Raw genomic sequence first — 25,692 nt, forward strand, 5'->3', positions numbered from 1 at the left:
TTTTGGGGGGGGGGGGGGGGGCCGGCCCCCCCCCCCCCCCGGGGGGGGGGGGCCCCCCCCCCCCCCCCCCCCGAACAGGGGGTTATGGCAGGGCGTAGGCGATCACGTAGTCGCCACGGTCGGTGGACTGGCGTGCGCCGCCGGCGGTGATGACGATGTATTGCTTGCCGGTTTTCGGCGACACGTAAGTCATCGGGCCACCTTGGCTGCCCACGGGCAGGCGGGCTTTCCAGACTTCATCACCGTTGCCGCTGTTGAAGGCGCGCAGGTAGAAGTCCTGGGTGCCGGCGATGAAGATCAGGCCGCCCTGGGTCGACAAGGTGCCGCCGAGGGTCGGCAGACCGATCTTGATCGGCAGGTGCATGCGGATTCCCAGCGGACCGGTGTCCTCAACAGTGCCGACCGGCACTTGCCAGGCGACCTTTTGCGTCTTCATGTCGATCGCGGTCAGGGTGCCGAACGGCGGCGCCTGGCACGGAATGCCGGCCACCGACAGGAAGCGGTTCTTGTTCACGGCATACGGCGTGCCCTTGAGCGGCACGGCGCCCATGCCGGTGTTCAGCGCTTCGCCACCGGACGCGGCCTGGGCCTTGTTCTGCGACGGCACCATCTGGATCCACAGGCCCAGGCGCATGTCATTGACGAAGATAAAACCGTGTACTGGGTCGGTGGAAATGCTGCCCCAGTTCATGCCACCCAGGGAGCCTGGGAAACTCAGGGATTTATCGGTGCCCGGCGCGGTGTACAGGCCGTCGTAGCGCATGCCCTTGAAGTCGATGCGGCACAGCAATTGGTCAAACGGCGTGGCGCCCCACATGTCCGATTCAGTCAGGGTTTGCGCGCCGATCTGCGGCATGCCGACTGATTTTGGCTGGGTCGGCGAGTAGGGTTCGTTAGGGATGTTGGCGGCCTTGACTGGGACTTCCTGCACGTCAGTCAGCGGTTTGCCGGTAGCGCGGTCGAGCACGTAGATCTGCCCGGCCTTGGTGCCGATCACTACCGCAGGCACGGCTTTGTCGCTGCCCGGTGGCGTGAAGTCGATCAGGCTTGGCTGCATCGGCAGGTCGAAGTCCCAGAGGTCATTGTGGACGGTCTGGTATACCCACTTCTCTGCGCCAGTGGAGGCGTCCAGCGCCAGCACCGAAGCGCCGTATTTGTGGTTGAGCTGGGTGCGTTCCACGCCATAGATATCGGTGGACGAGCTGCCCATCGGCAGGAAAACCGTGTTCATCAGCGGGTCGTAGGACATCGGCGCCCAGCTGTTCGGGGTGCTGCGCACATAGGTGCTGCCGTCGGCCGGGGCTTTTTTGTCTTCCGGGTTGCCCGGGTCGAACGCCCAGCGCATCTGGCCGGTGATCACGTCGAAGCCACGGATCACGCCGCCGGGCATGTCGGTTTGCACGTTGTCGGCCACGCGGCCGCCCACCACTACGGTGGTGCCGGCGATCAGCGGTGCCGAGGACAGTTGGTAGTAGCTGTCCGGCACGTTACCCAGGCCGGCTTTCAAATCCACTTGGCCGTGGGTGCCGAAGTCCTCGCAGAACTTGCCGGTGTCGGCGTCCACGGCGATCAGGCGTGCATCGATGGTATTGGTCAGCAAGCGACGCTGGCACTGCGCGCCGGCGGGAACGCTGGCGGCAATGATCGGCGAGCTGTTGGGCTGGGTCGGCTGGGCAATCGGCGCGGTGGCGTCGAAATACGCCATGCCACGGCAGCGCTGCCACACCGCCGATTTGGCGTTGACTTCATTCTTCCACAGCTCTTTGCCGGTGTCGGCGTCAAGGGCGATCAGGTTGTTGTGTGGTGTGCAGATGAACACCTTGTTACCGATCTGCAGGGGCGTCAGCTGGTCTTCGGCACCGTTGCCGTCGCTGATGGCCACGTCGCCGGTGTGATAGGTCCAGGCCACTTTGAGCTTATTGACCGTGTCACGGTTGATCTGGTCCAACGCGGCGAAACGGCTGCCGCCTTCGGTGTTGCCGTAGTGCGCCCAGTCTTTCTGTGCGTCGGCTGCAGCCACCGGGGTGATGCCAGGGCCGGCGCCGGTCGGCGCCACGCTTGGGTGGGCGACGAACATATTGCCTGCCGCGACTGCTACGCCCACCGCCAGTACGCCAGCCACCGCATAGGCGCCGCGTGCAGGCCGGTTGACGAGCAGCGGGTACACCAGCGCCACCACCATGCCAATGGCCGCAAACATGAATACGCGGGAGAACAATGGCCAGAATGCCAGGCCCACATCCGCCACGGCCCAAATGGCCGTGCCGATCAGGAAGGCTGCGAACAACCACGCACCGGCCGGCTTGCGGCCGGCGATCAACAGCCCGGCGATCGCCATGATTGCGCCGCCGATCAGGAAGTACCAGGAACCTCCCAGACTGACCAGTTTGACGCCGCCAATGGCCAGCGCGAGGCCGAGCAGGGCGATGATCACGCCCAGGCCCAGCAGTAAGAATCTAGAGGCGCCAGCGGCGCGCGTTGCTCGTTTCATGTCGAAAGGACTCGAATGTGAGAGGGCAAAGACGCGATTTTAGCAAGATAAGTAACTGGTTAGTACATTAGAGTCCTGCAATAGACTATTACAGGTGCTGCGATGATGGCGTGTGGCTAAATGTCGCCTAGGGTCTGATGTGATACTTAAAGGCGCACGCGACTTGTAGTGAGCGGGCTTGCCCCGCTCACCACAGCAAGCCCGCTCGCCATAAATTGTTGCTCTGCGCACTAGCGGGTTTGTTAGAACTTGAACCGGCCCACCAACCCCTTGAGCTGACCCGAAATATCCGTCAACCGACCTGACCCGGTCTGCGCCGAGTGGGCAAAGCCTTCGACCAGTTGCGCGTCGGCATGGATTTGCGCGATGTGGCGGTTGATCTCCTCGGCCACTTGGTGCTGTTCCTCGGCGGCGGTGGCGATCTGGGTGTTCTGGTCGCGGATCGAGTCCACCGAGCCGCGGATCTTGTCGAAGCTGTCGCGGGCCTGCTGGATACGTTCCACGCTGGTGTGGGACACCAGGAGACTGCCTTGCATCTGCTGCGTCACTTCCTGGGTGCGACGAGCGAGGTTGCCGAGCAGGCTGTCGATCTCGCCGGTGGAGTCTGCGGTACGGCGGGCGAGGGCGCGGACTTCGTCGGCGACCACGGCGAAACCTCGGCCTTGGTCCCCAGCGCGCGCCGCCTCGATCGCCGCGTTCAGCGCCAGCAGGTTGGTCTGTTCGGCAATCGAACGGATGGTGTCGAGGATGGTGTTGATGTTTTTGCTGTCCTGCTCCAGCAACTGCATGGTCTGGGTCGACTTCTGCAGGTCTTCGCTGAGCTTGAGCACGCTGCCGGTGGCTTCACTGATATGGTGCTGGCCGTCGTGCACGTCGCGGTAGCCTTCGTCGGCACTGGTGGCGGCGGCGCTGCAAGAACGGGCGACTTCGTTGGCGGTGGCCACCATTTCGTTGAACGCGGTGCTTACCAGCTCCACGGCTTCGCGTTGTCGGCCGGCGGCCTGGTTCATGTTGTTGGCGACTTGGCTGGTGTCGGCGGCGGCGGTCTGCAGGTCCGACGAGGCGTTGCCGATACGCTGCACCAACTGGGCGATCATGCTCAGGAACTGGTTGAACCAGCCGGCCAGGCTGGCGGTTTCGTCCTTGCCTTGTACCTTGAGCTGACGGGTCAGGTCGCCTTCACCTTCGGCGATCTCTTGCAGGCCGTCGGCCACGCCGCGAATCGGCCGTACGATGACGCTGGCAAAGCTGGCGCCGACCACCGCGAACACCAACGCCAATACGGCGGCAATGGCCGCGATCAACCAGGTCAGGCGGGTGGCGCCGGCCATGACTTCGTCACGCTTGATCAGGCCGATAAAACGCCAGCCCAGGTCTTTGGAGCTGACCATATTGGCCATGTAGGCCACGCCATCGATCTCGATCTGGGTCACGCCGTCGCCGCGCTTGGCCAGTTCGGCGTAGTTCGGGCCGAGGTCGGCCAGGGGTTTGAAGTTGTGCTTGGCATCGCTGGGGTCCACCAGCACGTTGCCGTTGGCTTCCACTAGCATCAGGTAGCCGCTGTCACCGAGCTTGATGTTGCGCACCAGTTCGGTGAGCTGCTTGAGCGACACGTCCAGGCCGACCACACCGAGGATATTGCCGGTGGCATCCGCGACGGTGTGCACGGTGCCGATCAGTGTCACGTCGTCCGGCGCCCAATAATAGGCACCGGTGCGCACGGTCTTGCCCGGCGCGGCGATGGCTGCCTGGTACCAGGGCCGTACGCGTGGGTCGTAATTGTTGAGTTTGGTGTCGTCGGGCCAACTGGCGTAGCCGCCGTCTTTCAAGCCCAGGGACAGGTAGGCGGTGCTCGGATGGCTCTTGGCGAACTGGTCGAAAATTTCCAGCAGTTCTTTATTGGTGGGAGTGAGGGGGATTTGGGCTGCGTCGGCGCCGGCGTAGCTCTTGAGGTCTTTGGCCGCGACAACGCGCGGGTCCTTGGCCACATAGTCGACGTTCTGGCTGATGCCCTCGAAGAACTGCTTCATGCCATTGTCGATCTGGCGGATCTCACGGCCGCTGCTGTCGAGGAAATTGGCCTGGGCCCCCTCGCGCAGATTCAGCACAACCAGTACTGCGACCAAAATAACCGGGACGCACGCGATGGCGGCAAACGCCCAGGTCAGCTTTTGCTTGATATTCATGACTTCACCCGCGGGTATTTATAATTTTTGGCAAGGAGAAAACAGTGGCGTCGAGCGTCGCATGTGTTGTTTTGAGGTGGGTGTGGCCCATGCGTACTCCCTGTGTATCGACTGCGGGAGCACGCACTTGAGGGCCAAAGGAGGGTTTAACCGATACGCTCGCCACCCAGCGCATCACGCTGCATCGACTGCAGGTTTTTTTCGATGGTTTCGCAGATGGTTTCCATCTGGATCTGGTGTTCGCTGGAGTTGAACGGGCTTTGCAAATCGGTGCCAATGCGCTCGATGGCCAGTAGCATGAAACCCACCACCGTCGAGGCCAGCGGGGTGAACCAGCCCAGGGACTCCACCAGGCCCACCGGCACGATCAGGCAAAACAGCGAGATAAACAGGCGCGGGAAATACACGTAGGGGTAGGGCAGTGGAGTGTTGGCGATCCTCTCCATGCCGCCCTGGGCGTTGGACAAGTCGACCAGGGTCGACTCCAGCCGCGCCAGGCGGATGCTGTCGAGGTGGCCGGCCTTGTATTCCTTGGCCAACAGCGCGGCAGAGCCGGTGAGGATGTCGTTGGCGAAGTTGTTGGTCGCGCCATTGCGCGCGAACTCTTCGCTGGGAATGAAGGCGCGGACTTCTTCAGGGCATGGCTCGCCCTTGAGGTGGGCGGCCAAGCAGTTCACGTACGCCACATGGCGGCGCAACAGGGTGGCCTTGACCGGGTTGACTTCGCCATCAGGGTCGTCCAGCAGCGTCAATACCTGACGGGCAAAACTGCGCGAGTTATTGACCATCGCACCCCACAGCGTGCGTGCTTCCCACCACCGATTGTAGGCGCTGCTGTTACGGAAACTGATCAGCACCACCAGCGCCGAACCCAGCAGGGTCAGGGGCATCAGCGGTAAATTGATCTTGGCGGTGAGAAACAGCATGAAGTCCACGGTAACGGCGACGTCCCACAGCAACAGCCAGAACAGCGCCCAGCCCACGTAGCCCATGGTCTTGATAATCAGGCGGTACTTTTTGAGGATGGCAGCTTTCAAACGAAGACCTCGAGGCGAGCGGTAAGCAACAGTGCCTTAGCTCGGACGCCGTTTGGTGGGTAAGGTTCGCCCCGCAGACTGAAACGTTTAAGTCAACTTGGCTGGATTTGGCTTGCACCGCCTGGCTTTCGAGTGCGCTGGCGATATGTAAGTAAATGTCACAAGAGTTTTGCTGGTCACCCAGTTGCTACGGGCCATTGGAACAATTTTGGTAGCGATGGGGTCCCGTACTCTAATCACGATAGATTGCGCTTCGAGGCAAAACGCCATTAGTGGCTTTTATTCTGACGTGAGTTGTTGTGAGACCTGGTTGCATAAAGAGTGCAATTGATATCAATGAATTCAGGTTGTTTGATCAGGGCTCTTTCTCATGTGTGGTCGTTCGTTGAAGTTGGCGCTGGAGCATTCGGCACGCGTAGCCGAATGCCATGTGGAATTTGAGGCGTGCATTCGCACGCATTACACACTGCTGCTGAAGCCCTATTCGAAAAGACCGTTTTTCTACAAGACGGCGTTGAAGTTCAATCGTTTGATGGTGTCTTTTGCACTATTAAGTGCCTATTTTTCCAGGCCGGTGCCGTTACTTTCCGAAGTGAAAGCACTGTGTGTGGCGCGCGGGTTTTGCTCGAGGAACGGCCTGGAGTCGATTTTCCTGCTGTTCAGGGCCTTGGGGTTCATGAAAGTGGCGGGACACCCGGAGGATAGCCGTTTCCGCGTTTTCAGCCCGTCGTCCCAGGCGTGCCAGGAAGTGCGGGCGATGCTCACTTCCGTCGTGGAGCCGCTGGGCACGCTCTATCCGGAAAATACGATGATTCGGCATTTGGATGGGGTGGATGATCGTGCTTTTCTGGCTGTTTATTTCAAAGGTTTTACGAAGATCCTTGAGGGTAACTCGACCCTGGATCAGTTGTTGCCGGATTGTTATTGGTTGGTCAATCGAGATGCCGGTCACTTGTTGATGTTGGCTATCTATAACGACGCGTGTGCGTTGGATAACACCGGCGCGAGTTTCCGGTCTTCTTCCTATCTTTCACTTGCCGAAAAATTATCGGTCTCCAAGACGCATGTTATTCGCTTGGTTCGGGAGGGGGTCGACAGGGGATATTTCAAAATTCATTCCAAGACACAGCTGGAAGTGCTGCCGCCGTTTGTCGTGTTGGTCAGACGCTTCATGGCCTATTCATTTGCGATCAGCCTGCACAGTCTCCAATCGGGTCATACCGACAGTCATTAGGCAACTCATGTACAGGGAATGAACGAATGCCGGCGAATTTGAAGCTTCGGCCACGGATGCAAAGGCTATTATCACCGGCGATCTTGCAGGCTGAAATCATCGGGATTATCGCCTGGTTGGGCGTGTTGCTGATGGATCCGTTGATGAAGTTTGGGCTGGACAAACTGATGGTCACGCTGGGCCTGCTGGTGGTCTGCCAGCTTCACCGCACGGTGACCCACTTCTACCTGTGGCGACTGCTTGGCGTGGCCTACATGGTGTTGCTGGCTGTTGGATTCGCCTATGTGTTGCACACCAACTTCGAACTGCAGGTATTTGCCTTGCCGCTGGCGTTGACGCTGGTGCTCAGCAGCGCAGTACTCTTTATCACGCCCCAGGATTTCCTGATATGTGCAGCGTTGGTCTGGTGGGTGATGTGGCCAAATATCCAGATAGGTATTTACGCTGACGTCGAGGTTTACCTGTTCATATTTTGCCTGTCTTCGGTGTCTATTGGCTTCATCCTGAATTTCTCTTACTTGAAGAACTTGCGCTCCGTGCTGCTGGTTGAAAGTGAGTTCCGCGAACTGGCACACACTGACCACCTGACGTCCCTATTGAACCGGCGCGCCTTTATGGAAAGTTTCGCCAAACTGATTGCAGCCGGTCATACCGGCTATTTCATGATGTTGGATATCGACAGTTTCAAGTTGAAGAATGACCAGTTCGGGCATGACGTTGGCGACAGGATTCTCTGCGCGATGGCCGCGTGCCTGAAATCCACCCGAGGCAGCCACAGTTTCGGCAGGATCGGCGGCGAGGAGTTCGGCGTATTACTGGTCTGTGATGACCCCCACACGGCGACCGATTATGCGCTACGCCTGCTGCATGCCATTCGCTGCAGTGTCGCGCCGCCCCATGACTACACCTGCAGTGCGGGCATGACGCGCTTTACGGCGGGTGCCGAGCTGTCTGCGGTACTCAAATGCGCCGATCGCAATCTCTATGAATCCAAGCGCAACGGCAAGGATTGCGTGCATCTGGATGGCAAACCTGTGCGGCCGCGCTTGCCTGCGGCGGTTGAATAAGCGAGGACGTATGAAGATCGAATTGGAAGACGTGGACTCACCCGAAGGTTGTCTGCTACGGCTGGGTGACTTGAGCATGATGTTCAACACGCGTCTGGAGGCGCAGCGATTTGTCGACCAACTGCAAGGGCGTATTGGTGCAATCAAATTGGGTGGTATGCCGAGCCGGCACGTCGAGCAAGGCGAAGGCGATCCGCTAGCCTGAACCTGGTTCAGTGCTGGGCGAGGATGCACCCGAGTAAACCGGGAAAGCGTTCCTCAAGCAATTCGCCGCGCAATGAATTCATATGCGTGGTGCCCACACTGCGGGTCTGCACCAACCCGGCATCGCGCAACACGCGAAAATGATGGGACATGCTCGACTTCGGCCGGCCGCCGTCCAACTCACCGCAGGTGGCTTCGGGCACGCCTGCCAGGCAACGCACGATTTCCAGGCGCACTGGATCACTCAGGGCGTACAGCAGGCGCTCGAGAGTCAGGTCTTGAAGAGGGGGGTGTTTGAAGGCTCGCATGAAACGAATCATAACAGGGGGCTATCGTTGAATACCATAGTTCGATTACCATCGAACTATCGAATCAACCACCCACTGGCTGGAGTCAACATGTCCGCATTGTTCGAACCGTTCACACTCAAAGACGTCACCCTGCGCAATCGCATCGCCATTCCGCCGATGTGTCAGTACATGGCCGAGGATGGCATCGTCAACGATTGGCACCTGGTGCACTTGGCCAGCATGGCCCGTGGCGGGGCTGGCCTGGTAGTGGTCGAAGCCACCGCCGTGGCGCCGGAAGGGCGTATCACTCCAGGCTGCGCCGGGCTCTGGAGCGATGCCCACGCCGAGGCGTTTGTGCCGATGGTCCAGGCGATCAAGGCTGCCGGTTCGGTGCCGGGCATCCAGATCGGCCACGCCGGCCGCAAGGCCAGCGCCAACCGTCCGTGGGAAGGTGACGACCATATGGCCCCGTCCGATGCACGCCGTTGGGAAACCATCGCACCGTCGGCCATCGCCTTCGGTGCCAACCTGCCGCAAGTACCGCGCGCCATGACCCTGGACGACATCGCACGTGTGCGCCAGGACTTCGTCGACGCTGCGCGCCGCGCGCGTGATGCCGGTTTCGAGTGGATCGAACTGCACTTCGCCCACGGCTACCTGGGCCAGAGCTTCTTTTCGGAGCACTCCAACCAGCGCACCGACGCCTACGGCGGCAGCTTCGACAACCGCAGCCGATTCCTCCTGGAAACCCTGGCCGCCGTGCGTGAAGTCTGGCCGGAAAACCTGCCGCTCACCGCGCGTTTCGGCGTGATCGAGTATGACGGCCGCGACGAGCAGACCCTCACCGAATCCATCGAACTGGCCCGTCGTTTCAAGGCCGGTGGCCTGGACCTGCTAAGCGTCAGCGTCGGCTTCACCATCCCAGAGACCACTATCCCATGGGGCCCGGCGTTCATGGGCCCGATCGCTGAGCGCGTGCGTCGTGAAGCCGGCATTCCGGTGACATCGGCCTGGGGTTTCGGCACGCCGCAACTGGCGGAAGGCGCCTTGCAAGCCGGGCATCTGGACCTGGTTTCGGTGGGGCGTGCGCACTTGGCTGACCCGCACTGGGCGTACTTCGCGGCCAAGGAGCTGGGCGTCGAGAAGTCGTCGTGGACCTTGCCTGCACCTTATGCGCATTGGTTGGAACGTTATCGCTAAGGCGGTCATGGCGTGACAAAAGCCACTCGTGAGAGTGGCTTTTTTTTTGCGCTGTTTTTGCTGTGCGTTGATACAACGCGGTCACTCGATAAGTGGTTAATGAGAATAGATGCCAAACGGTAATGATTTGACCTATCATGCGCGCCACAATAATTGGCAGTTATGCCGTCCTGTCTGGCTCTTTCACTAGGTTTATCCTTCATGCGTCGTACCCTGCTTTCCGTGTGTGTGCTTCAGGCGTTTTCCCCATTGAGCTGGGCGGAGGTCGAAACGGTTGAAAAAGCCGCGATCGAGCTGCAAACCACCAGCATCACTGGCGCAGCCGACTACGAAACCGCTCAGGGCCCGGTGCAGGGCTACCACGCCACCCGCTCGGCGAGTGCGACGCGTACCGATACCTCGATCCATGAAACTCCGCAGTCCATCAGCGTGGTGTCCAAGGCGGTGGTCGAGGATATCGGCGCCACCCGCTTGCAGGACGCGCTGGACTACGCCGGCGGCGTCGGCCGTGCCAACAACTTCGGCGGGCAAGGGCTCACCACCTTCACCGTGCGCGGCTTTACTACCGGCGAGTTCTACCGCAACGGTTTCCCGATCAACCGCGGCTACCCGAACATGCCCGATGCCAACACCATCGAGCGCCTGGAAGTGCTGCGCGGCCCGGCGACCATGCTCTACGGGCGGGGTGATCCGGGCGGCACTTTCAACGTGGTGACCAAGCAGCCGCTGGCCGAACGCACCGTGACTCTTGGCAGCCAGTTGAACGACCAAGGTATGAAACGCGGCACACTGGATGCTTCCGGCCCGTTGGATGAAGAAGGCCGTCTGGCCTACCGCTTGAACGTGGTAGGCGAGGGCGGCGAGACCTTCCGTGATCAGGTGGAAACCGAACGCTACGGCGTGACCCCGGTGATCACCTGGCAGGCCACCGACGACACCAAGGTGATCTTCGAAGGTGACTTCATGCGCAACAATCACCCGTTGGACCGTGGCTTGACGCGCTTCGCCACGCAGAAAGGCACGGCGTCCCGCGATACCTTCTGGGGTGATAAAGACGTTGGCAAATTGCACAACGACAACAGCATGGCTCAGTTGCGTTTCGAGCATCTGCTCAATGACAACTGGACCCTGGGCGGCGGTTTTCAATGGCTCGACGGTACGTTGCAGGGCAACGCGATTGAAGCCAACAGCCTGGCTGCCGACGGGCACACGCTCAACCGCAACTTCAACTACCGCAAGCTGGAGTGGACCGACAAGGACACCCAGCTCAACCTCACCGGGCATTTTTCCACGGGTGGGTTCGAGCACACCTTGCTCACAGGCGTCGAGTTTGAGGATTACGACTACAAGTCAATTATCCAGCGTTCGTCCGCTGCCTACACCAGTGATATTTTCAACCCGGTCTATGGCAAGCCACGGCCTGCACTCACCAGCACGCCTACTCATGACAAGGAAAACCTCAAGACCTACGCCGCCTTCGTTCAGGATCAGGTTGCCCTGACTGAACGTCTAAAAGTCCTGGCTGGCGCTCGTTTCGAGCGTTTTGAGCACCAGTATGAGAGCTACGTGCCGGGCACAAAAAACTGGGAAGCCAGCGATAACGCTGTAACACCACGGGTGGGTGTGATCTACGACCTTACCGACTCACTGGCCGTCTACGCCGATGCTGCGCGTTCATTCAAGCCCAATACGGGCGCCGCCCGCACGGGTGAAGGCTTTGAACCGGAGAAAGGCAAGTCTTATGAAATGGGCATCAAGTGGGAAGCGCTGGATCACCAGTTGAGTGTCGACGCTGCGATTTATCAGATCGACAAAAAGAACGTGCTGACCACTGATCCTGCGGACCCCACCGCCACCTTCAGGGTCGCAGCGGGGCAGGTGCGCAGCCGTGGTCTTGACTTGAACGTCGCCGGCAACCTTACGCCAGAGTGGCGCGTGATCGGTGGTTACGCCTACGTGGACGCCGAAGTGACCAAGGACAACACACTCCGTGTCGGTACGCACCTGGCCAACATCCCGCGCAACAGCTTCAGTCTGCTGAACGTCTACGAATTCCAGGACGGCAGCCTTAAAGGGCTTGGGCTGGGCGCGGGGGCGAAATATGTTGATGAGCGTGTCGGCCAGACCTCCAACACCCCGTTTACCATGGACGCCTACACCGTGGTCGACCTGCTTGGCTACTACAAGGTCAACGACAAAGTGCGGCTCAACCTGGATGTGAAGAACCTGTTCAATCGTGACTTTGAAGAGGGCGCGTTCGGCAACTTCTACGCCTACCCAGGCGCGCCACGCACAGTGCAGGTGGGCATCGCTTACACCCTGTGAATCAATAACACGATGGCCTGGCACACCGCATATCCCTGTGGGAGCGGGCAAGCCCGCTCCCACATTTGGATTGATTTAAACCTGATAGAGCGTGGTTGATGGCTTGCCCATTACAGCGGCGTCAACACATTCATCACCGTATCCAACGCCACCCGCGTGTCATCCAGCTGCACCAGTGACGCATGCCGCGCCCCAAGCGCATCACGGTTCTGGATCGCGGTAAGGATCGCCTTGTGCCGGGGCAGGCTCAGGCCCTGGATATCCGGGCGGCGGTTGGTGATGTTGATCGACTCGCGCAACGGCAGCGACAGCATGTTGCACATGTAGGCCAGCAGGTCGTTGCGGGTGGCGTCGGCAATCGCGCGGTGGAAGTCCAGGTCGGCTTGCAGCAACTGTTCGTGGGTCTGCGCGGTTTCCATGCCCAGGTAAGCTTGCTCGATGGTGGCGATGTCTTCGTCGGTGGCGGTGGTCGCAGCCATGGCGGCGATTTCCGGTTCGAGAATGCGCCGCACGCCGGCCAAGGTGTTGAAGAATTCGCTGTGCGGCGTGGACTGCATCAACCAGGACAACACGTCCGGGTCGAGCAGGTGCCATTTCAAGCGCGGCCGCACCACCGCGCCCACCCGGGGCTTGGAATACACCAGGCCCTTGGCGCTGAGCACGCGGGTAGCCTCACGCAACACCGAGCGGCTGACCTTGTACTCTTCGCAGAGCGTGGCCTCCATGGGCAACCGTTCTTCAGGCTTGAAGCGACCGGAAACGATGTGCATGCCCAAATCCTGAACGATCTGGGCATGCTGGCTCTTGCGCGGCTTGGGCGGCTGGTGATCCATGACGACAGGGAGGCTCTGGCTTAAAGACGCGGCATCATAGCATCCCAATTAGTGGGAATGCCTTGGGACTTCCGCCCCACGGCAACCCACCAGGAAGTCAAAATCACAGCCCTGATCGGCCTGCAGCACATGGTCGATATACAGCTGGCGATAGCCGCCGACGATCAGCTTCTCGGGTGGTGCCAGGTCGGCCATGCGTGCCGCCAGCTCTGCGTCGGGGATGTCCAGGTGCAGGCGGCCGTTGGCGCAGTCCAGTTCGATCCAGTCACCTTCCTTCACTGTGGCCAACGGACCGCCGGCCGCAGCCTCCGGCGCCACATGCAACACTACCGTGCCGTAGGCCGTGCCGCTCATGCGCGCGTCGGAGATCCGCACCATATCCGTTACGCCTTGGGCCAGCAGCTTGGCGGGCAAGCCCATGTTGCCGACTTCGGCCATGCCTGGGTAACCCTTGGGGCCGCAGTTTTTCATGACCAGGATCGAGTTGGCGTCGACGTCCAGTTCCGGGTCGTTGATGCGTGCCTTGTACATGTCGAAGTTCTCGAACACCACGGCGCGGCCTCGGTGCTGCATCAGTTCAGGGCTGGCGGCGGACGGCTTGAGGACTGCACCGAGCGGTGCCAGGTTGCCGCGCAGCACGCAGATGCCGCCGTCGGCGCGGATCGGGTTATCGAGGGTGCGGATCACCTCGTCCTGGCCGTAGATCGGCGAGTCCTGGGTGTTCTCGCCCAGGGATTTACCGTTGACGGTCAGTGCGTTCGGATGGGGGATCAGGTTGGCTTCACCGAGGCGGCGGAGTACGGCAGGCAGGCCGCCGGCATAGTAGAACTCTTCCATCAGGAAGCGCCCCGACGGTTGCAAATCAACGATGGTCGGCATGCCACGGCCGATGCGGGTCCAGTCATCCAGGTCGAGTTCGACGCCTATGCGTCCGGCGATGGCCTTCAAATGGATCACCGCGTTGGTCGAACCGCCAATGGCGGCATTCACGCGGATCGCGTTTTCAAACGCTTCTTTAGTGAGGATCTTCGACAGCTTCAAATCTTCGCGCACCATCTCCACCGCGCGCATGCCGGACATATGCGCCAGCACATAACGTCGTGCATCCACCGCCGGAATCGCTGCGTTGTGGGGCAGGGAAGTGCCCAGTGCCTCGGCCATGCAGGCCATGGTCGACGCAGTGCCCATGGTGTTGCAGGTGCCCGCCGAGCGCGACATGCCGCCCTCGGCCGCGAGGAAATCGTCCAGGGTAATGGTGCCGGCCTTGACCTGTTCGCTGAGCTGCCACACCACGGTGCCCGAGCCGATGTCCTGGCCTTTGTGCTTGCCGTTGAGCATCGGCCCGCCGGTGACCACGATAGCCGGCACGTCGCAACTGGCGGCGCCCATCAGCAGGGCCGGGGTGGTTTTGTCGCAGCCGGTCAACAGCACCACGCCGTCAATCGGGTTGCCGCGAATCGCTTCCTCCACGTCCATGCTCGCCAGGTTGCGCGTGAGCATGGCGGTGGGGCGCAGGTTCGATTCGCCATTGGAGAACACCGGAAATTCCACCGGGAAACCACCGGCCTCGATCACGCCGCGTTTGACGTGCTCGGCAATCTGGCGGAAATGCGCGTTGCACGGCGTCAGCTCCGACCAGGTGTTGCAGATGCCGATGATCGGTTTGCCATGGAACTGATGGTCGGCAATGCCCTGGTTCTTCATCCAGCTGCGGTACATAAAGCCGTTCTTGTCGGCAGTACCAAACCACTGGGCGGAGCGTAGGCCGGGCTTTTTATCAGACATGATCGATTCTCTTATTGTATGACTATATGTTCTATGCGTGCTTAAACATAAGCGCAAAAACGCTGCTTTGGAAGAGTTGTTTTGCAAATAGTCATACTATATAGTCGACTTCAACTGAGGCATGACCCTGGCGGATTTTCGCGAGAGGCGTCCCCCGAGCTTCTATAAAAACAACAATCGGAGATCGACCCCATGAGCCAGGAGCTGCGGCTTATTCGGCGCATCACGCTGAAACTGATTCCCTTCCTGATCCTGCTGTACCTGATCGCCTATGTGGACCGTTCCGCCGTGGGTTTCGCCAAGTTGCACATGGGCGCCGACGTCGGCATTGGCGACGCCGCCTACGGCTTGGGCGCAGGGTTGTTCTTCATTGGCTACTTTCTCTTCGAGATCCCTAGCAACCTGATGCTTGATCGCTTTGGCGCGCGGCGCTGGTTTGCGCGGATCATGATCACCTGGGGCACCATCACCATCGGCATGGCCTTCGTGCAGGGGCCGCACAGCTTCTACGTGATGCGCTTTTTGCTCGGCGCGGCGGAGGCGGGGTTCTTTCCGGGCGTTCTCTACTACATCACCCAGTGGTTCCCGGTGCGCCATCGCGGCAAGATCCTCGGGCTGTTCATCCTGTCCCAACCTATCGCGATGATGATCACTGGCCCGGTGTCCGGCGGTTTGCTGGGCATGGACGGCATTCTTGGCCTGCATGGCTGGCAGTGGCTGTTTATCGTGATCGGCACCCCGGCGATCCTGCTCACCTGGCCGGTGCTGCGCTACCTGCCGGACGGCCCCAAGCAGGTCAACTGGATGAGCGAGGACGAGAAAACCTGGCTGACCGGCGAGCTCGCCAAAGACCTGCAAGCCTACGGCCAGACCCGCCACGGCAACCCGCTGCATGCCTTGAAAGACAAGCGCGTGCTGCTACTGGCGCTGTTCTACCTGCCGGTGACCTTGAGCATCTACGGCCTGGGCCTGTGGCTGCCGACCCTGATCAAGCAATTCGGCGGCAGCGACCTTACCACTGGTTTCATCTCTGCCGTGCCGTACATCTTCGGCATCATCGGCCTGCTGATCATCCCACGCAGTTCCGACCGTTTGAATGACCGCTACGGCCATCTCGCCGTGCTCTACGTGCTGGGCGCCATCGGCCTGTTCTGCAGCGCCTGGCTCAGCGTGCCGGTGCTGCAAATGGCCGCGCTGTGCCTGGCGGCGTTCGCGATGTTTTCCTGCACGGCGGTGTTCTGGACTTTACCGGGACGGTTCTTTGCCGGTGCCAGTGCGGCGGCAGGTATCGCGTTGATCAACTCGGTGGGCAACCTCGGCGGCTATATCGGCCCGTTCGTGATCGGCGCACTCAAGGAATACACCGGCAACCTGGCGTCGGGCTTGTACTTTTTGTCCGCAGTGATGGTGTTTGGCTTGCTGCTGACGGGTGTGGTCTACCGCCAGCTGGAGCGCAAGCACGTGCTGCCTGCCGACCAATTTGCCGCCAGTGCCCGTGGCGCTACACGTACTTGATTCAGGAGAAATGGCATGCGTTTAGTTCAGTTTGAATTGCGTAACGGTGAGCGCCGCGTCGGCGTGGTAGAAGGCAGCAAAGTGCGTGAGGTCAACAGCGCCCGCACTGTGCGCGAACTTGCCCTGGCTGCGATAGAAGCCGGTGTCGGCCTGGCGCAACAGGTGGACAGCCTGGGCCTGGGCGACAGCTACGACTACGCCACCTTGCTGGCCGACCTGAAAATACTGCCGCCACTGGACCACCCGGACCCGGCTCACATGCTGATCAGCGGCACTGGCCTGACCCACCTGGGCAGCGCCTCGGCGCGGGACAAGATGCACCAGGCCGGGGATGACACTGCGTTGACCGACACCATGCGCATCTTCAAATGGGGCGTGGAGGGCGGCAAGCCAGAGTCCGGCCAGGCGGGCGTACAACCGGAGTGGTTCTACAAGGGCGACGGCAGCATTGTGGTGCGCCCCGGCGCTGCCTTCCCGTCGCCTCCCTTCGCGGAAGATGCCGGCGAAGAACCGGAAATCGGCGGCCTCTACGTCATCGGCCCGGACAGCAAGCCCTATCGCGTTGGTTTCGCGGTGGGCAACGAGTTCTCCGATCACGTCATGGAACGCAAGAACTACCTGTACCTGGCCCATTCCAAGTTGCGCAGTTGCAGCTATGGCCCTGAGTTGCGTGTGGGCGAGTTGCCCCAACACTTGGCGGGCACCAGCCGCATTCTGCGCGATGGCGAAGTGATCTGGCAGAACGAATTCCTCAGCGGCGAAGCCAACATGTGCCACAGCTTGGAAAACCTCGAATACCACCACTTCAAGTACCGCCAGTTCCTCACGCCGGGCGATGTGCACGTCCACTTCTTCGGCACCGCGACCCTGTCATTCGCTGACGGTATCCGCACCCAGCCGGGCGATGTGTTCGAGATCAGCCAGGCCGAGTTCGGCGCGCCGCTGGTCAACCGTGTCGGCAGCAGCGATGCGGCCTTCGAACCCGGCAACGTCATCACCCTATAAAGGAGAACCCTATGACCTCGTTCCTCGGCCACAACTACATCGGCGGCCAACGCAGCGCCAACGGCAGCATCACCTTGCAAAGCGTCGACGCCACCACTGGCGAAGCCTTGCCCCAGGTGTTCTACCAGGCCACGCCACAGGAAGTCGATGCCGCCGCCAAGGCTGCCGCGCAGGCTTATCCAGAGTACCGTGCGTTGAGTGCGGCACGTCGTGCGCAGTTCCTGGATGCGATAGCCGATGAACTGGACGCGTTGGGGGATGAGTTTGTCGAGCTGGTCTGCCGCGAAACCGCCTTGCCCGCCGCGCGTATCAAGGGTGAGCGCGGGCGTACCAGTGGCCAGATGCGCCTGTTCGCCAACGTGTTGCGTCGCGGTGATTTCTACGGCGCGCGCATCGACAAAGCGCTGCCTGATCGCCAGCCCCTGCCGCGCCCGGATTTGCGTCAATACCGCATCGGCCTGGGGCCGGTGGCCGTGTTTGGTGCGAGCAACTTTCCCTTGGCGTTCTCCACGGCGGGCGGCGACACCGCCGCCGCGCTGGCGGCAGGCTGCCCGGTGGTGTTCAAAGCCCACAGCGGGCACATGGCGACGGCCGAGTGTGTTGCCGATGCAATCATCCGGGCGGCCGAAACTACCGAGATGCCCGCCGGTGTGTTCAATATGATCTTCGGTGGCGGCGTCGGCGAAGCGCTGGTCAAGCATCCGGCGATCCAGGCGGTGGGCTTTACCGGTTCGCTCAAAGGCGGCCGTGCGTTGTGCGACATGGCGGCAGCGCGCCCGCAGCCGATCCCGGTGTTTGCCGAGATGTCGAGCATCAACCCGGTGATCGTGCTGCCTCAGGCATTAACTGCACGGGCCGAAAGCGTGGCACGCGACCTGACTGCCTCGGTAGTCCAAGGCTGCGGCCAGTTCTGCACCAACCCCGGCCTGGTGATTGGCATCGCCTCGCCTGAATTCACCGCGTTCACCCAACAAGTCGCACAACTGATCGGCGACCAACCGGCACAGACCATGCTCAACGCCGGCACCCTGGGCAGCTATGGCAAGGGCCTGGAAAAACTTCTGGCACATCCGGGCATCCAGCACCTGGCGGGCCGCCAACAGGCCGGCAACCAAGCGCAACCGCAGTTGTTCACGGCCGATGCAAATCTGTTGATCGACGGCGATGAAGTGCTGCAGGAAGAAGTCTTCGGTCCTACCACCGTGTTTGTCGAAGTCGCCGACCAGGCCCAGCTCAGCACGGCTTTGCAGGGGCTGCACGGTCAACTCACCGCCACGATCATTGGCGAGCCGGCTGACCTGCAACAGTTCGCCGAACTCACGCCGCTGCTGGAACAGAAGGTCGGCCGCATCCTGCTCAACGGATACCCGACCGGCGTGGAGGTCTGCGATTCGATGGTGCACGGGGGGCCGTACCCCGCGACGTCGGACGCCCGTGGCACCTCGGTCGGCACCTTGGCCATCGACCGTTTCCTGCGCCCCGTGTGCTTCCAGAATTACCCTGATAGCCTGCTGCCTGAAGCGTTGAAAAACGCCAACCCGTTGCGTATCCAGCGGCTGGTGGATGGCACGCCATCTCGCGACCCGCTGTAACGCGCACCTGAGAACAACAACAATCCAGGAGGCATCATGTCGTGTATCGCCGTTACCCCGCACCGTGCGCAGTTGGGCGAAGGTCCGTTCTGGGACGCGCCCACTCAGGCGCTGTACTGGGTCAATATCGCCGGTAAACAGGCGCTGCGCCTGATGGACGGGCAATTGCAGGTGTGGCAGTTGCCCGAGCATGTCTCGGCCTTCATCCCGTGTGAAAGCGGCGATGCGTTGGTGACCTTGAGCAGCGGCGTGTATCGCCTTGACCTGGCCACCGAAGCCCTGACCCTGCTGTGCGTCGCGGACCCGCAACCGGGCAACCGTGGCAATGAAGCGCGCTGCGATGCCCAGGGCCGCCTCTGGCTGGGGACCATGCAGAACAATATCGGCGAGCGGGGCGAAGACCTGCCCGTCACCCGGCGTTCCGGCGGCCTGTTCCGTATCGATGCCGATGCGCTGGTGACGCCGTTGCTCAGTGGCCTGGGCATTCCCAATACCTTGCTGTGGAGCGACGACGGCCGCCACGTGCAGTTTGGCGACAGCCTGGATGGCACGCTGTACCGGTATGGAATTCAAGCGGACGGCCAACTCGATCCCGCGCAACGCTGGTTCGGCCCCCACGAACGCGGCGGGCCGGATGGCTCGGCCATGGACGTCGACGGCTATCTCTGGAACGCCCGCTGGGACGGCAGTTGCCTGTTGCGCCTCACGCCCGACGGCGAAGTGGACCGCATCATCGAGCTGCCCGTCAGCCGTCCCACCAGTTGCGTGTTTGGTGGGCCGAACCTCACCACCCTCTATATCACCAGTGCCGCCAGCCCTTTGGATCACCCCCTGGATGGTGCGGTATTGGCCATCGAGGTCGACGTGCCAGGCAAGCCCTGTCACCGCTTTGCCGGATAAGTCCCCCTTTAAAAACAACAACAAGGAGTCACCCGTATGAATCGTCGTCGTGGTTTGCGTTCCCTGTGCTGCGCCGCTGTGGCGGTCTCGGCCATGAGCTTGAGCGGGCTGTTGCTGGCCGCTGAAGAAGTGAAGATCGGTTTCCTGGTCAAGCAGGCCGAGGAGCCGTGGTTCCAGACCGAGTGGGCCTTTGCCGAGAAAGCCGGCAAGGAACATGGCTTCACCGTGATCAAGATCGCCGTGCCCGACGGTGAGAAAACCCTCTCGGCCATCGACAGCCTGGCCGCCAACGGCGCCAAGGGCTTTGTGATCTGCCCGCCGGACGTGTCCCTCGGCCCGGCCATCGTCGCCAAAGCCAAGGCCAACGGTTTGAAAGTCATCGCGGTGGATGACCGTTTCGTCGATGCCAAAGGCAACTTCATGGAAGACGTACCGTACCTGGGCATGGCCGCCTTTGAAGTGGGCCAGAAGCAGGGCGCCGCCATGGCCGCTGAAGCGAAAAAACGCGGCTGGGACTGGAAGGACACCTATGCGGTGATCAATACCTTCAACGAGCTCGACACCGGTAAGAAACGTACCGATGGCTCGGTCAAATCCCTGGAAGAAGCCGGCATTCCCAAGGATCACATCTTGTTTACGGCGGCCAAGACCCTGGATGTCCCAGGCTCCATGGACGCGACGAACTCGGCCCTGGTGAAACTGCCCAGCGGCGCGAAAAACCTGATCATCGGCGGCATGAACGACAACACCGTGCTCGGCGGCGTGCGCGCGACTGAAAGCGCCGGCTTCAAGGCGGCCAACGTGATTGGCATCGGCATCAATGGCACCGACGCCATCGGCGAACTGAAAAAACCGAGCAGCGGCTTCTTCGGCTCGATGCTGCCGAGCCCGCACATTGAGGGCTACAACACCGCGCTGATGATGTACGAGTGGGTCACTAAAGGCACTGAACCGGCGAAGTACACGGCCATGGACGAGGTCACCCTGATCACCCGTGACAACTTCCAGGCTGAACTGACCAAGATCGGGCTGTGGCAATGACCGCTGCCGCCTTGCGATTTGACGGTATCGGCAAAACCTTTCCCGGGGTCAAAGCGCTGGATGGCATCAGCTTCAGCGCCCACCCAGGCCAGGTGCACGCGCTGATGGGCGAAAACGGCGCGGGCAAGTCGACGCTGCTGAAGATCCTCGGCGGCGCCTACATTCCCAACAGCGGCACGCTGCAGATCGGCGAGCAGGTCATGGCCTTCAAAAACGCTGCTGACAGCATTGCCAGCGGCGTGGCGGTGATCCATCAGGAATTGCACCTGGTGCCGGAAATGAGCGTGGCCGAAAACCTGTTCCTCGGGCACTTGCCGGCGCGTTTTGGCGTGGTCAACCGAGGGCTCCTGCGCAAGCAGGCCCTCGCTTGCCTCAAGGGGTTGGCGGATGAAATCGATCCGGCCGAAAAGCTCGGGCGCCTGTCCCTGGGCCAGCGCCAACTGGTGGAAATCGCCAAGGCGCTGTCCCGTGGCGCCCATGTGATTGCGTTTGATGAGCCCACCAGCAGCTTGTCGGCGCGGGAAATCGACCGCTTGATGGCGATCATCACGCGCCTGCGGGATGAGGGCAAAGTGGTGCTCTACGTGTCGCATCGTATGGAGGAAGTGTTCCGTATCTGCAACGCGGTGACGGTGTTCAAGGACGGCCGTTATGTGTGCACCTTCGACGACATGAGTGCGCTGACCCATGATCAATTGGTGACCTGCATGGTCGGTCGCGATATCCAGGACATCTACGACTACCGCCCGCGTGAGCACGGCGAGGTAGCGCTCAAGGTCGACAGCCTGCTGGGGCCCGGCCTGCGCGAGCCGATCAGCTTCAACGTGCGCAAGGGCGAGATTCTCGGCCTGTTCGGGCTGGTGGGGGCAGGGCGCACGGAGCTGTTCCGTCTGCTCAGCGGCCTGGAGCGTGCCAGCGCCGGGCAACTGCACCTTTGCGGCGAGCCGCTGCATCTGCAGTCACCACGGGATGCGATCGCCGCTGGCGTGCTGTTGTGCCCGGAAGACCGCAAGAAGGAGGGCATCATTCCGCTGTCCAGCGTCGCCGAGAACATCAATATCAGCGCGCGGGGCGCCCATTCCATGTTTGGGTGGCTGCTGCGCGACGGCTGGGAGAAGGGCAACGCCGACCAGCAGATCAAGGCCATGAAGGTCAAGACGCCCACCGCTGCGCAGAAAATCATGTACCTCTCCGGCGGCAACCAGCAAAAAGCCATTCTCGGCCGCTGGCTGTCGATGCCGATGAAAGTGTTGCTGTTGGACGAGCCCACCCGTGGCATCGATATCGGCGCCAAGGCCGAGATCTATCAGATCATCCATAACCTCGCTGCACAGGGCATTGCGGTGATCGTGGTGTCCAGCGACCTCATGGAAGTGATGGGCATCGCCGACCGCATCCTGGTGCTGTGCGAAGGCGCGCTGCGCGGCGAACAAACCCGCAAACACGCGACTGAATCCAACCTGCTGCAATTGGCCTTGCCGCGCAGCCTGGCGAACTGAGAGACGATTATGACCACTCAACACAACGTGCTGCCCACCGCGCGCAAGCCCCTGGACCTGCGCGCATTGCTGGACAACTGGGCGATGCTGCTGGCCGCCGTGAGTATCTTTTTGCTGTGCGCCTTGCTGATCGACAACTTCCTTTCACCGTTGAACATGCGCGGGCTTGGCCTGGCGATTTCGACCGTGGGCATTGCTGCGTGCACCATGCTGTTCTGCCTGGCGTCGGGGCACTTCGACCTGTCGGTGGGCTCGGTCATCGCCTGCGCCGGGGTGGTGGCGGCGATTGTGATGCGCGACACCGACAGCGTCATGCTCGGCATTGGCGCAGCGTTGCTGATGGGCCTGATGGTGGGGCTGATCAACGGCATCGTGATCGCCAAGCTGCGGGTCAATGCGCTGATTACCACGCTGGCGACCATGCAGATCGTGCGTGGCCTGGCGTACATCTTTGCCAACGGCAAGGCGGTGGGCGTGTCCCAGGATCAGTTCTTTGTCTTCGGTAACGGCCAGTTGTTTGGCGTGCCGGTGCCGATCCTGATCACCATTTTGTGCTTCCTGTTCTTCGGCTGGCTGCTCAACTACACCACCTACGGGCGCAACACCATGGCCATTGGCGGCAACCCGGAAGCGGCGTTGCTGGCGGGCGTGAATGTGGACCGCACCAAGATTCTGATCTTTGCCGTGCACGGGGTGATCGGGGCGTTGGCCGGGGTGATCTTGGCGTCGCGCATGACCTCCGGCCAGCCGATGATTGGCCAGGGCTTTGAGCTGACGGTGATTTCGGCGTGCGTGCTGGGCGGGGTTTCGTTGAGTGGCGGAGTAGGGATGATCCGCCATGTGATCGCCGGAGTGCTGATTTTGGCGATCATCGAGAATGCGATGAACCTGAAGAACATCGACACCTTCTATCAGTACGTGATCCGGGGGTCGATCCTGCTGCTGGCTGTAGTCATCGACCGCATGAAACAACGCTGAGCCCAAGCCTTGTGGAGATTCAAAAGTGGGAGGGGGCAAGCCCCCTCCCACATTTTCAGTCCGCGGAGAATTTGAAGACGGTGTTCTGGGTGTAGGTCTGCCCTGGATTCAGGCGGGTAGACGCGAACTTCGGCTGATTAGGCGCATCCGGAAAATGCTGGGTCTCCAGGGTGAAACCGCTCCAGTGCAGATAGGTCTTCCCAGCCTTGCCCTTCACCGACCCATCCAGGAAGTTGCTGGTATAAAACTGCACCCCAGGCTCCGTGGTAAACAGCTGCAAGCGCCGCCCCGATTCAGGATCATGCACCTCAGCCGCAAGCTGCTTCACATCACCTTTGTTATCCAGCGCCCAGTTGAAATCAAATCCACCTTGCTTCGGCTCGGCAAACTTGAGCTGCGGGTGATCGTCCTTGATGTGCTGGCCGATGGGCGTCGGTTTCAGGAAGTCCATCGGCGTGCCCTTGACGGGCGCCAGTTCCCCGGTAGGGATCAAGGTGGCATTCACCGGTGTGTAATGGCTGGCGTGCAACGTGGCAACCTGCTTGAGGATGTCGCCATTGCCCGCGCCGGCCAGGTTGAAGTAGCTGTGATTGGTGAGGTTGAGCACCGTGGGTTTGTCGGTGGTGGCCTTGTAGTCGATGTGCAGTTCATTGTTGTCGTTGAGGCGGTAGGTGACCTCGGTTTTCAGGTTGCCGGGGAAGCCCATTTCACCGTCCTTGGACAGGTAGGTGAGGGTCACGCCCACCGAGTCCTTGGCCTTGACGGGCGTGGCTTTCCACACGTGTTTGTCGAAGCCCTGGGCGCCGCCGTGCAGCGAATTGGGGCCGTCGTTGAGCGGCACCTGGTAGCGTTTGCCGTCGAGCTCAAAGGCGCCGCCGGCCAGGCGATTGCCGAAGCGCCCGATGGTCGCGCCGAAGAATGCAGTGCCGCTTTGATAGCCCTGCACGTCGTCGAAGCCCAGCACCACGTCTTCGACCTTGCCGTGTTTGTCCGGCACCTTGAGCGACTGCAGCACGCCGCCATAGGTGATTACCGTGGCTTGCATGCCGTGGCTGTTGCGCAGGATGTACTGTTCGACGGCAGTGCCGTCATTGGTTTTACCGAAGGGCTTGTGCTCACTGGTGAGGCCTGCGGCCTGGGTGCCGCCGCTGGCGATCAGCATGGACATCGCCAGGCCCGACAGCAGGTATCGAGGGTGCTTCATGATCGAACTTCCTTTTGTTGTTTTGAGTGGAATAGTTCTACTAATGTGCGATATTTTGTCGATATAGCAGCGAATTTATAGCCTTTAACGCCATTTTTGCAAAATAAAATAAGACTAATTAAATGAGGCAAGCTTTTATGACCAGTCAGCACGCTGTTTACCCCGACCTCGAAGGCAAGACGGTCCTGATCTCTGGAGGCGCCTCAGGCATTGGCGAATTCATGGTGCGCGCCTTCGCTGCGCAAGGTGCCAAGGTCGGCTTTGTCGACCGCGCGCAAAGCCAGGGCGAACGCCTGGCGGCGTTGCTGAGTTCGCGAGGGCACACGGTGGAATTCGTGAACTGCGACATCACCGACGAGATCGCCTACAAGGCCGCCATCACACGCTTCGAACACTCCCTGGGACCGATCACGGTGCTGGTGAACAACGCCGCCAATGACGTACGCCACAGCTTGGAAGAAGTCGACTCGGAAATGTTCGACCGGCTCATCTCCGTCAACCTCAAGCACGCCTTCTTCGCCGCCAAGGCCGTGGTGCCGATGATGAAAAACGCGGGCGGCGGGGCGATCATCAACCTCGGCTCCGTCGGCTGGATGATGGCTTCCGCCGGCTACCCGGTGTATGCCGCCAGCAAGGCCGCCGCCCACGGCATGACTCGCGCCCTGGCGCGGGAGCTGGGGCCGAGCCGGATCCGTGTGAATACGCTGGTGCCGGGTTGGGTGATGACGGAAAAACAACTGGCGATGTGGGTCGACGATGCGGCCAAGGAGCTGATCAGCCGCAGCCAGTGTTTGCCGGGCAGCGTGCTGCCGGAACACATCGCCAATATGGCGTTGTTTCTCGCCTCCGATGCCTCGGCGATGTGTTCGGCGCAGAACTTTATTGTGGATGGCGGTTGGGTTTAACCGCGTCGCACCCTCCATCCGAATGTCGACTTCAATGGACTGCTCTTGCGCAGGAGCAGTCTGTCAACACGCGTGTGCATAAACTCCTCCCCCTCCCGCCAATATGCGTTAGCCGACGAATGGTCAAGCGCGCCAGTGAGCATTCGGGTGCCCTTCGGACCGGTCAGTCGAGCTGTCGGCCAACAGCTTGAAATCAAGACAATTTTGCCGATGAAGGCGCTTCGATCTGGTAGTGGATGTTAACTGACAGTGTAGTTCTACTTAAATCTAAGCGTATTTTTAACGGTCTATATCGTTCGTATTGGTAGTTTAGGTTAACTATATGCGTTCTTGAACCTAGACATCGCCAAGGCGTCGGGCGTATGGTTTTGATCATTGGATCCGAAAGATCGCTGCTCCAT

At 60.8% G+C, this 25,692-nt stretch carries 19 protein-coding genes and 2 pseudogenes; 13 read left to right on the forward strand and 8 right to left on the reverse strand.

Annotation, left to right across the window (positions count from 1 at the left end; translation table 11 throughout):
- Nucleotides 1–82: 82 nt before the first annotated feature.
- The 4 genes and pseudogenes from WH299_RS18600 to WH299_RS18610 form a co-directional block, all read right to left on the reverse strand.
- Nucleotides 83–2,491, reverse strand: a complete 2,409-nt coding sequence (locus WH299_RS18600) for a glucose/quinate/shikimate family membrane-bound PQQ-dependent dehydrogenase (protein WP_339550975.1) — start codon at nucleotides 2,489–2,491, stop codon at nucleotides 83–85.
- Between the two features lie 242 nt (nucleotides 2,492–2,733).
- Nucleotides 2,734–3,270 (reverse strand): annotated as a pseudogene (locus WH299_RS29710) (methyl-accepting chemotaxis protein); the annotation flags it as partial.
- A gap of 327 nt (nucleotides 3,271–3,597) precedes the next feature.
- Nucleotides 3,598–4,677, reverse strand: a pseudogene (locus WH299_RS29715) (cache domain-containing protein); the annotation flags it as partial.
- 146 nt (nucleotides 4,678–4,823) lie between these two features.
- Nucleotides 4,824–5,714, reverse strand: a complete 891-nt coding sequence (locus WH299_RS18610; RefSeq protein WP_122724442.1) for a bestrophin family protein — start codon at nucleotides 5,712–5,714, stop codon at nucleotides 4,824–4,826.
- A 370-nt stretch (nucleotides 5,715–6,084) separates the two neighbouring features.
- Here WH299_RS18610 and WH299_RS18615 point away from each other — a divergent pair, with 370 nt between their 5' ends.
- Genes WH299_RS18615 through WH299_RS18625 form a run of 3 tightly spaced genes read left to right on the forward strand, consistent with a single transcriptional unit; the run spans nucleotide 6,085 to nucleotide 8,220 of the window.
- Nucleotides 6,085–6,948: a hypothetical protein gene (locus WH299_RS18615; protein ID WP_339550977.1), complete on the forward strand. Its 864-nt coding sequence runs from the start codon at nucleotides 6,085–6,087 to the stop codon at nucleotides 6,946–6,948.
- A gap of 26 nt (nucleotides 6,949–6,974) precedes the next feature.
- Nucleotides 6,975–8,015 carry a GGDEF domain-containing protein gene (locus WH299_RS18620; RefSeq protein ID WP_339550978.1) on the forward strand — a complete coding sequence of 347 codons (1,041 nt, stop codon included), beginning with the start codon at nucleotides 6,975–6,977 and terminating at the stop codon, nucleotides 8,013–8,015.
- 10 nt (nucleotides 8,016–8,025) lie between these two features.
- The gene (locus WH299_RS18625) at nucleotides 8,026–8,220 is read left to right on the forward strand and encodes a hypothetical protein (RefSeq protein WP_028619702.1); all 195 of its coding nucleotides are present in this window, start codon (nucleotides 8,026–8,028) and stop codon (nucleotides 8,218–8,220) included.
- A 7-nt stretch (nucleotides 8,221–8,227) separates the two neighbouring features.
- Here the strand turns inward: WH299_RS18625 and WH299_RS18630 are convergent, their stop codons facing one another.
- Nucleotides 8,228–8,539 (reverse strand): ArsR/SmtB family transcription factor, encoded by a 312-nt coding sequence (locus WH299_RS18630; RefSeq protein ID WP_122724449.1) that lies wholly within the window; start codon nucleotides 8,537–8,539, stop codon nucleotides 8,228–8,230.
- 78 nt (nucleotides 8,540–8,617) lie between these two features.
- Between WH299_RS18630 and WH299_RS18635 the strand changes: the two genes are divergently transcribed.
- Complete coding sequence (locus WH299_RS18635) at nucleotides 8,618–9,709, forward strand: NADH:flavin oxidoreductase/NADH oxidase (RefSeq protein ID WP_323624681.1); 1,092 nt, start codon at nucleotides 8,618–8,620, stop codon at nucleotides 9,707–9,709.
- Between the two features lie 201 nt (nucleotides 9,710–9,910).
- Complete coding sequence (locus WH299_RS18640; RefSeq protein ID WP_339550979.1) at nucleotides 9,911–12,034, forward strand: TonB-dependent siderophore receptor; 2,124 nt, start codon at nucleotides 9,911–9,913, stop codon at nucleotides 12,032–12,034.
- Nucleotides 12,035–12,144: 110 nt separating this feature from the next.
- Here the strand turns inward: WH299_RS18640 and WH299_RS18645 are convergent, their stop codons facing one another.
- Nucleotides 12,145–12,867, reverse strand: coding sequence for a FadR/GntR family transcriptional regulator (locus WH299_RS18645; protein ID WP_016978830.1), 723 nt, complete (start codon nucleotides 12,865–12,867; stop codon nucleotides 12,145–12,147).
- A 48-nt stretch (nucleotides 12,868–12,915) separates the two neighbouring features.
- Nucleotides 12,916–14,652, reverse strand: a complete 1,737-nt coding sequence (locus tag WH299_RS18650) for an IlvD/Edd family dehydratase (protein ID WP_028619706.1) — start codon at nucleotides 14,650–14,652, stop codon at nucleotides 12,916–12,918.
- Between the two features lie 192 nt (nucleotides 14,653–14,844).
- On the opposite strand from WH299_RS18650, the gene WH299_RS18655 reads away from it, so the two are divergent.
- From WH299_RS18655 to araH, 7 genes are read left to right on the forward strand one after another with little or no spacing between them, the layout of a single operon-like run.
- Nucleotides 14,845–16,167 carry an MFS transporter gene (locus tag WH299_RS18655; protein WP_122724455.1) on the forward strand — a complete coding sequence of 441 codons (1,323 nt, stop codon included), beginning with the start codon at nucleotides 14,845–14,847 and terminating at the stop codon, nucleotides 16,165–16,167.
- 15 nt (nucleotides 16,168–16,182) lie between these two features.
- On the forward strand, nucleotides 16,183–17,172 hold the full coding sequence (gene araD1, locus WH299_RS18660) for an AraD1 family protein (RefSeq protein WP_339550980.1): 990 nt from the start codon (nucleotides 16,183–16,185) through the stop codon (nucleotides 17,170–17,172).
- A gap of 11 nt (nucleotides 17,173–17,183) precedes the next feature.
- Nucleotides 17,184–18,764 carry an aldehyde dehydrogenase family protein gene (locus WH299_RS18665; protein WP_122724460.1) on the forward strand — a complete coding sequence of 527 codons (1,581 nt, stop codon included), beginning with the start codon at nucleotides 17,184–17,186 and terminating at the stop codon, nucleotides 18,762–18,764.
- 36 nt (nucleotides 18,765–18,800) lie between these two features.
- Complete coding sequence (locus WH299_RS18670; protein WP_323624684.1) at nucleotides 18,801–19,664, forward strand: SMP-30/gluconolactonase/LRE family protein; 864 nt, start codon at nucleotides 18,801–18,803, stop codon at nucleotides 19,662–19,664.
- A gap of 36 nt (nucleotides 19,665–19,700) precedes the next feature.
- A complete protein-coding gene (locus WH299_RS18675) occupies nucleotides 19,701–20,705 on the forward strand; it encodes a substrate-binding domain-containing protein (RefSeq protein ID WP_123474111.1) in 1,005 nt (334 codons plus the stop codon).
- Nucleotides 20,702–22,204, forward strand: coding sequence for an L-arabinose ABC transporter ATP-binding protein AraG (gene araG, locus WH299_RS18680; RefSeq protein WP_339550982.1), 1,503 nt, complete (start codon nucleotides 20,702–20,704; stop codon nucleotides 22,202–22,204). The genes WH299_RS18675 and araG overlap by 4 nt, the downstream gene beginning before the upstream one ends.
- 9 nt (nucleotides 22,205–22,213) lie before the next feature.
- Entirely contained in the window at nucleotides 22,214–23,182 is a 969-nt protein-coding gene (araH, locus tag WH299_RS18685) for an L-arabinose ABC transporter permease AraH (protein ID WP_068933932.1), read from the forward strand.
- 55 nt (nucleotides 23,183–23,237) lie between these two features.
- Here araH and WH299_RS18690 read toward each other — a convergent pair whose 3' ends face one another.
- Nucleotides 23,238–24,386, reverse strand: coding sequence for an aldose epimerase family protein (locus tag WH299_RS18690; RefSeq protein WP_122724468.1), 1,149 nt, complete (start codon nucleotides 24,384–24,386; stop codon nucleotides 23,238–23,240).
- Between the two features lie 137 nt (nucleotides 24,387–24,523).
- Here WH299_RS18690 and WH299_RS18695 point away from each other — a divergent pair, with 137 nt between their 5' ends.
- Nucleotides 24,524–25,291 (forward strand): SDR family NAD(P)-dependent oxidoreductase, encoded by a 768-nt coding sequence (locus tag WH299_RS18695; protein WP_122724470.1) that lies wholly within the window; start codon nucleotides 24,524–24,526, stop codon nucleotides 25,289–25,291.
- The last annotated feature ends 401 nt before the right edge of the window (nucleotides 25,292–25,692 follow it).

This window comes from Pseudomonas sp. MYb541 (assembly GCF_037479595.1).
GTDB lineage: Bacteria > Pseudomonadota > Gammaproteobacteria > Pseudomonadales > Pseudomonadaceae > Aquipseudomonas > Aquipseudomonas canadensis.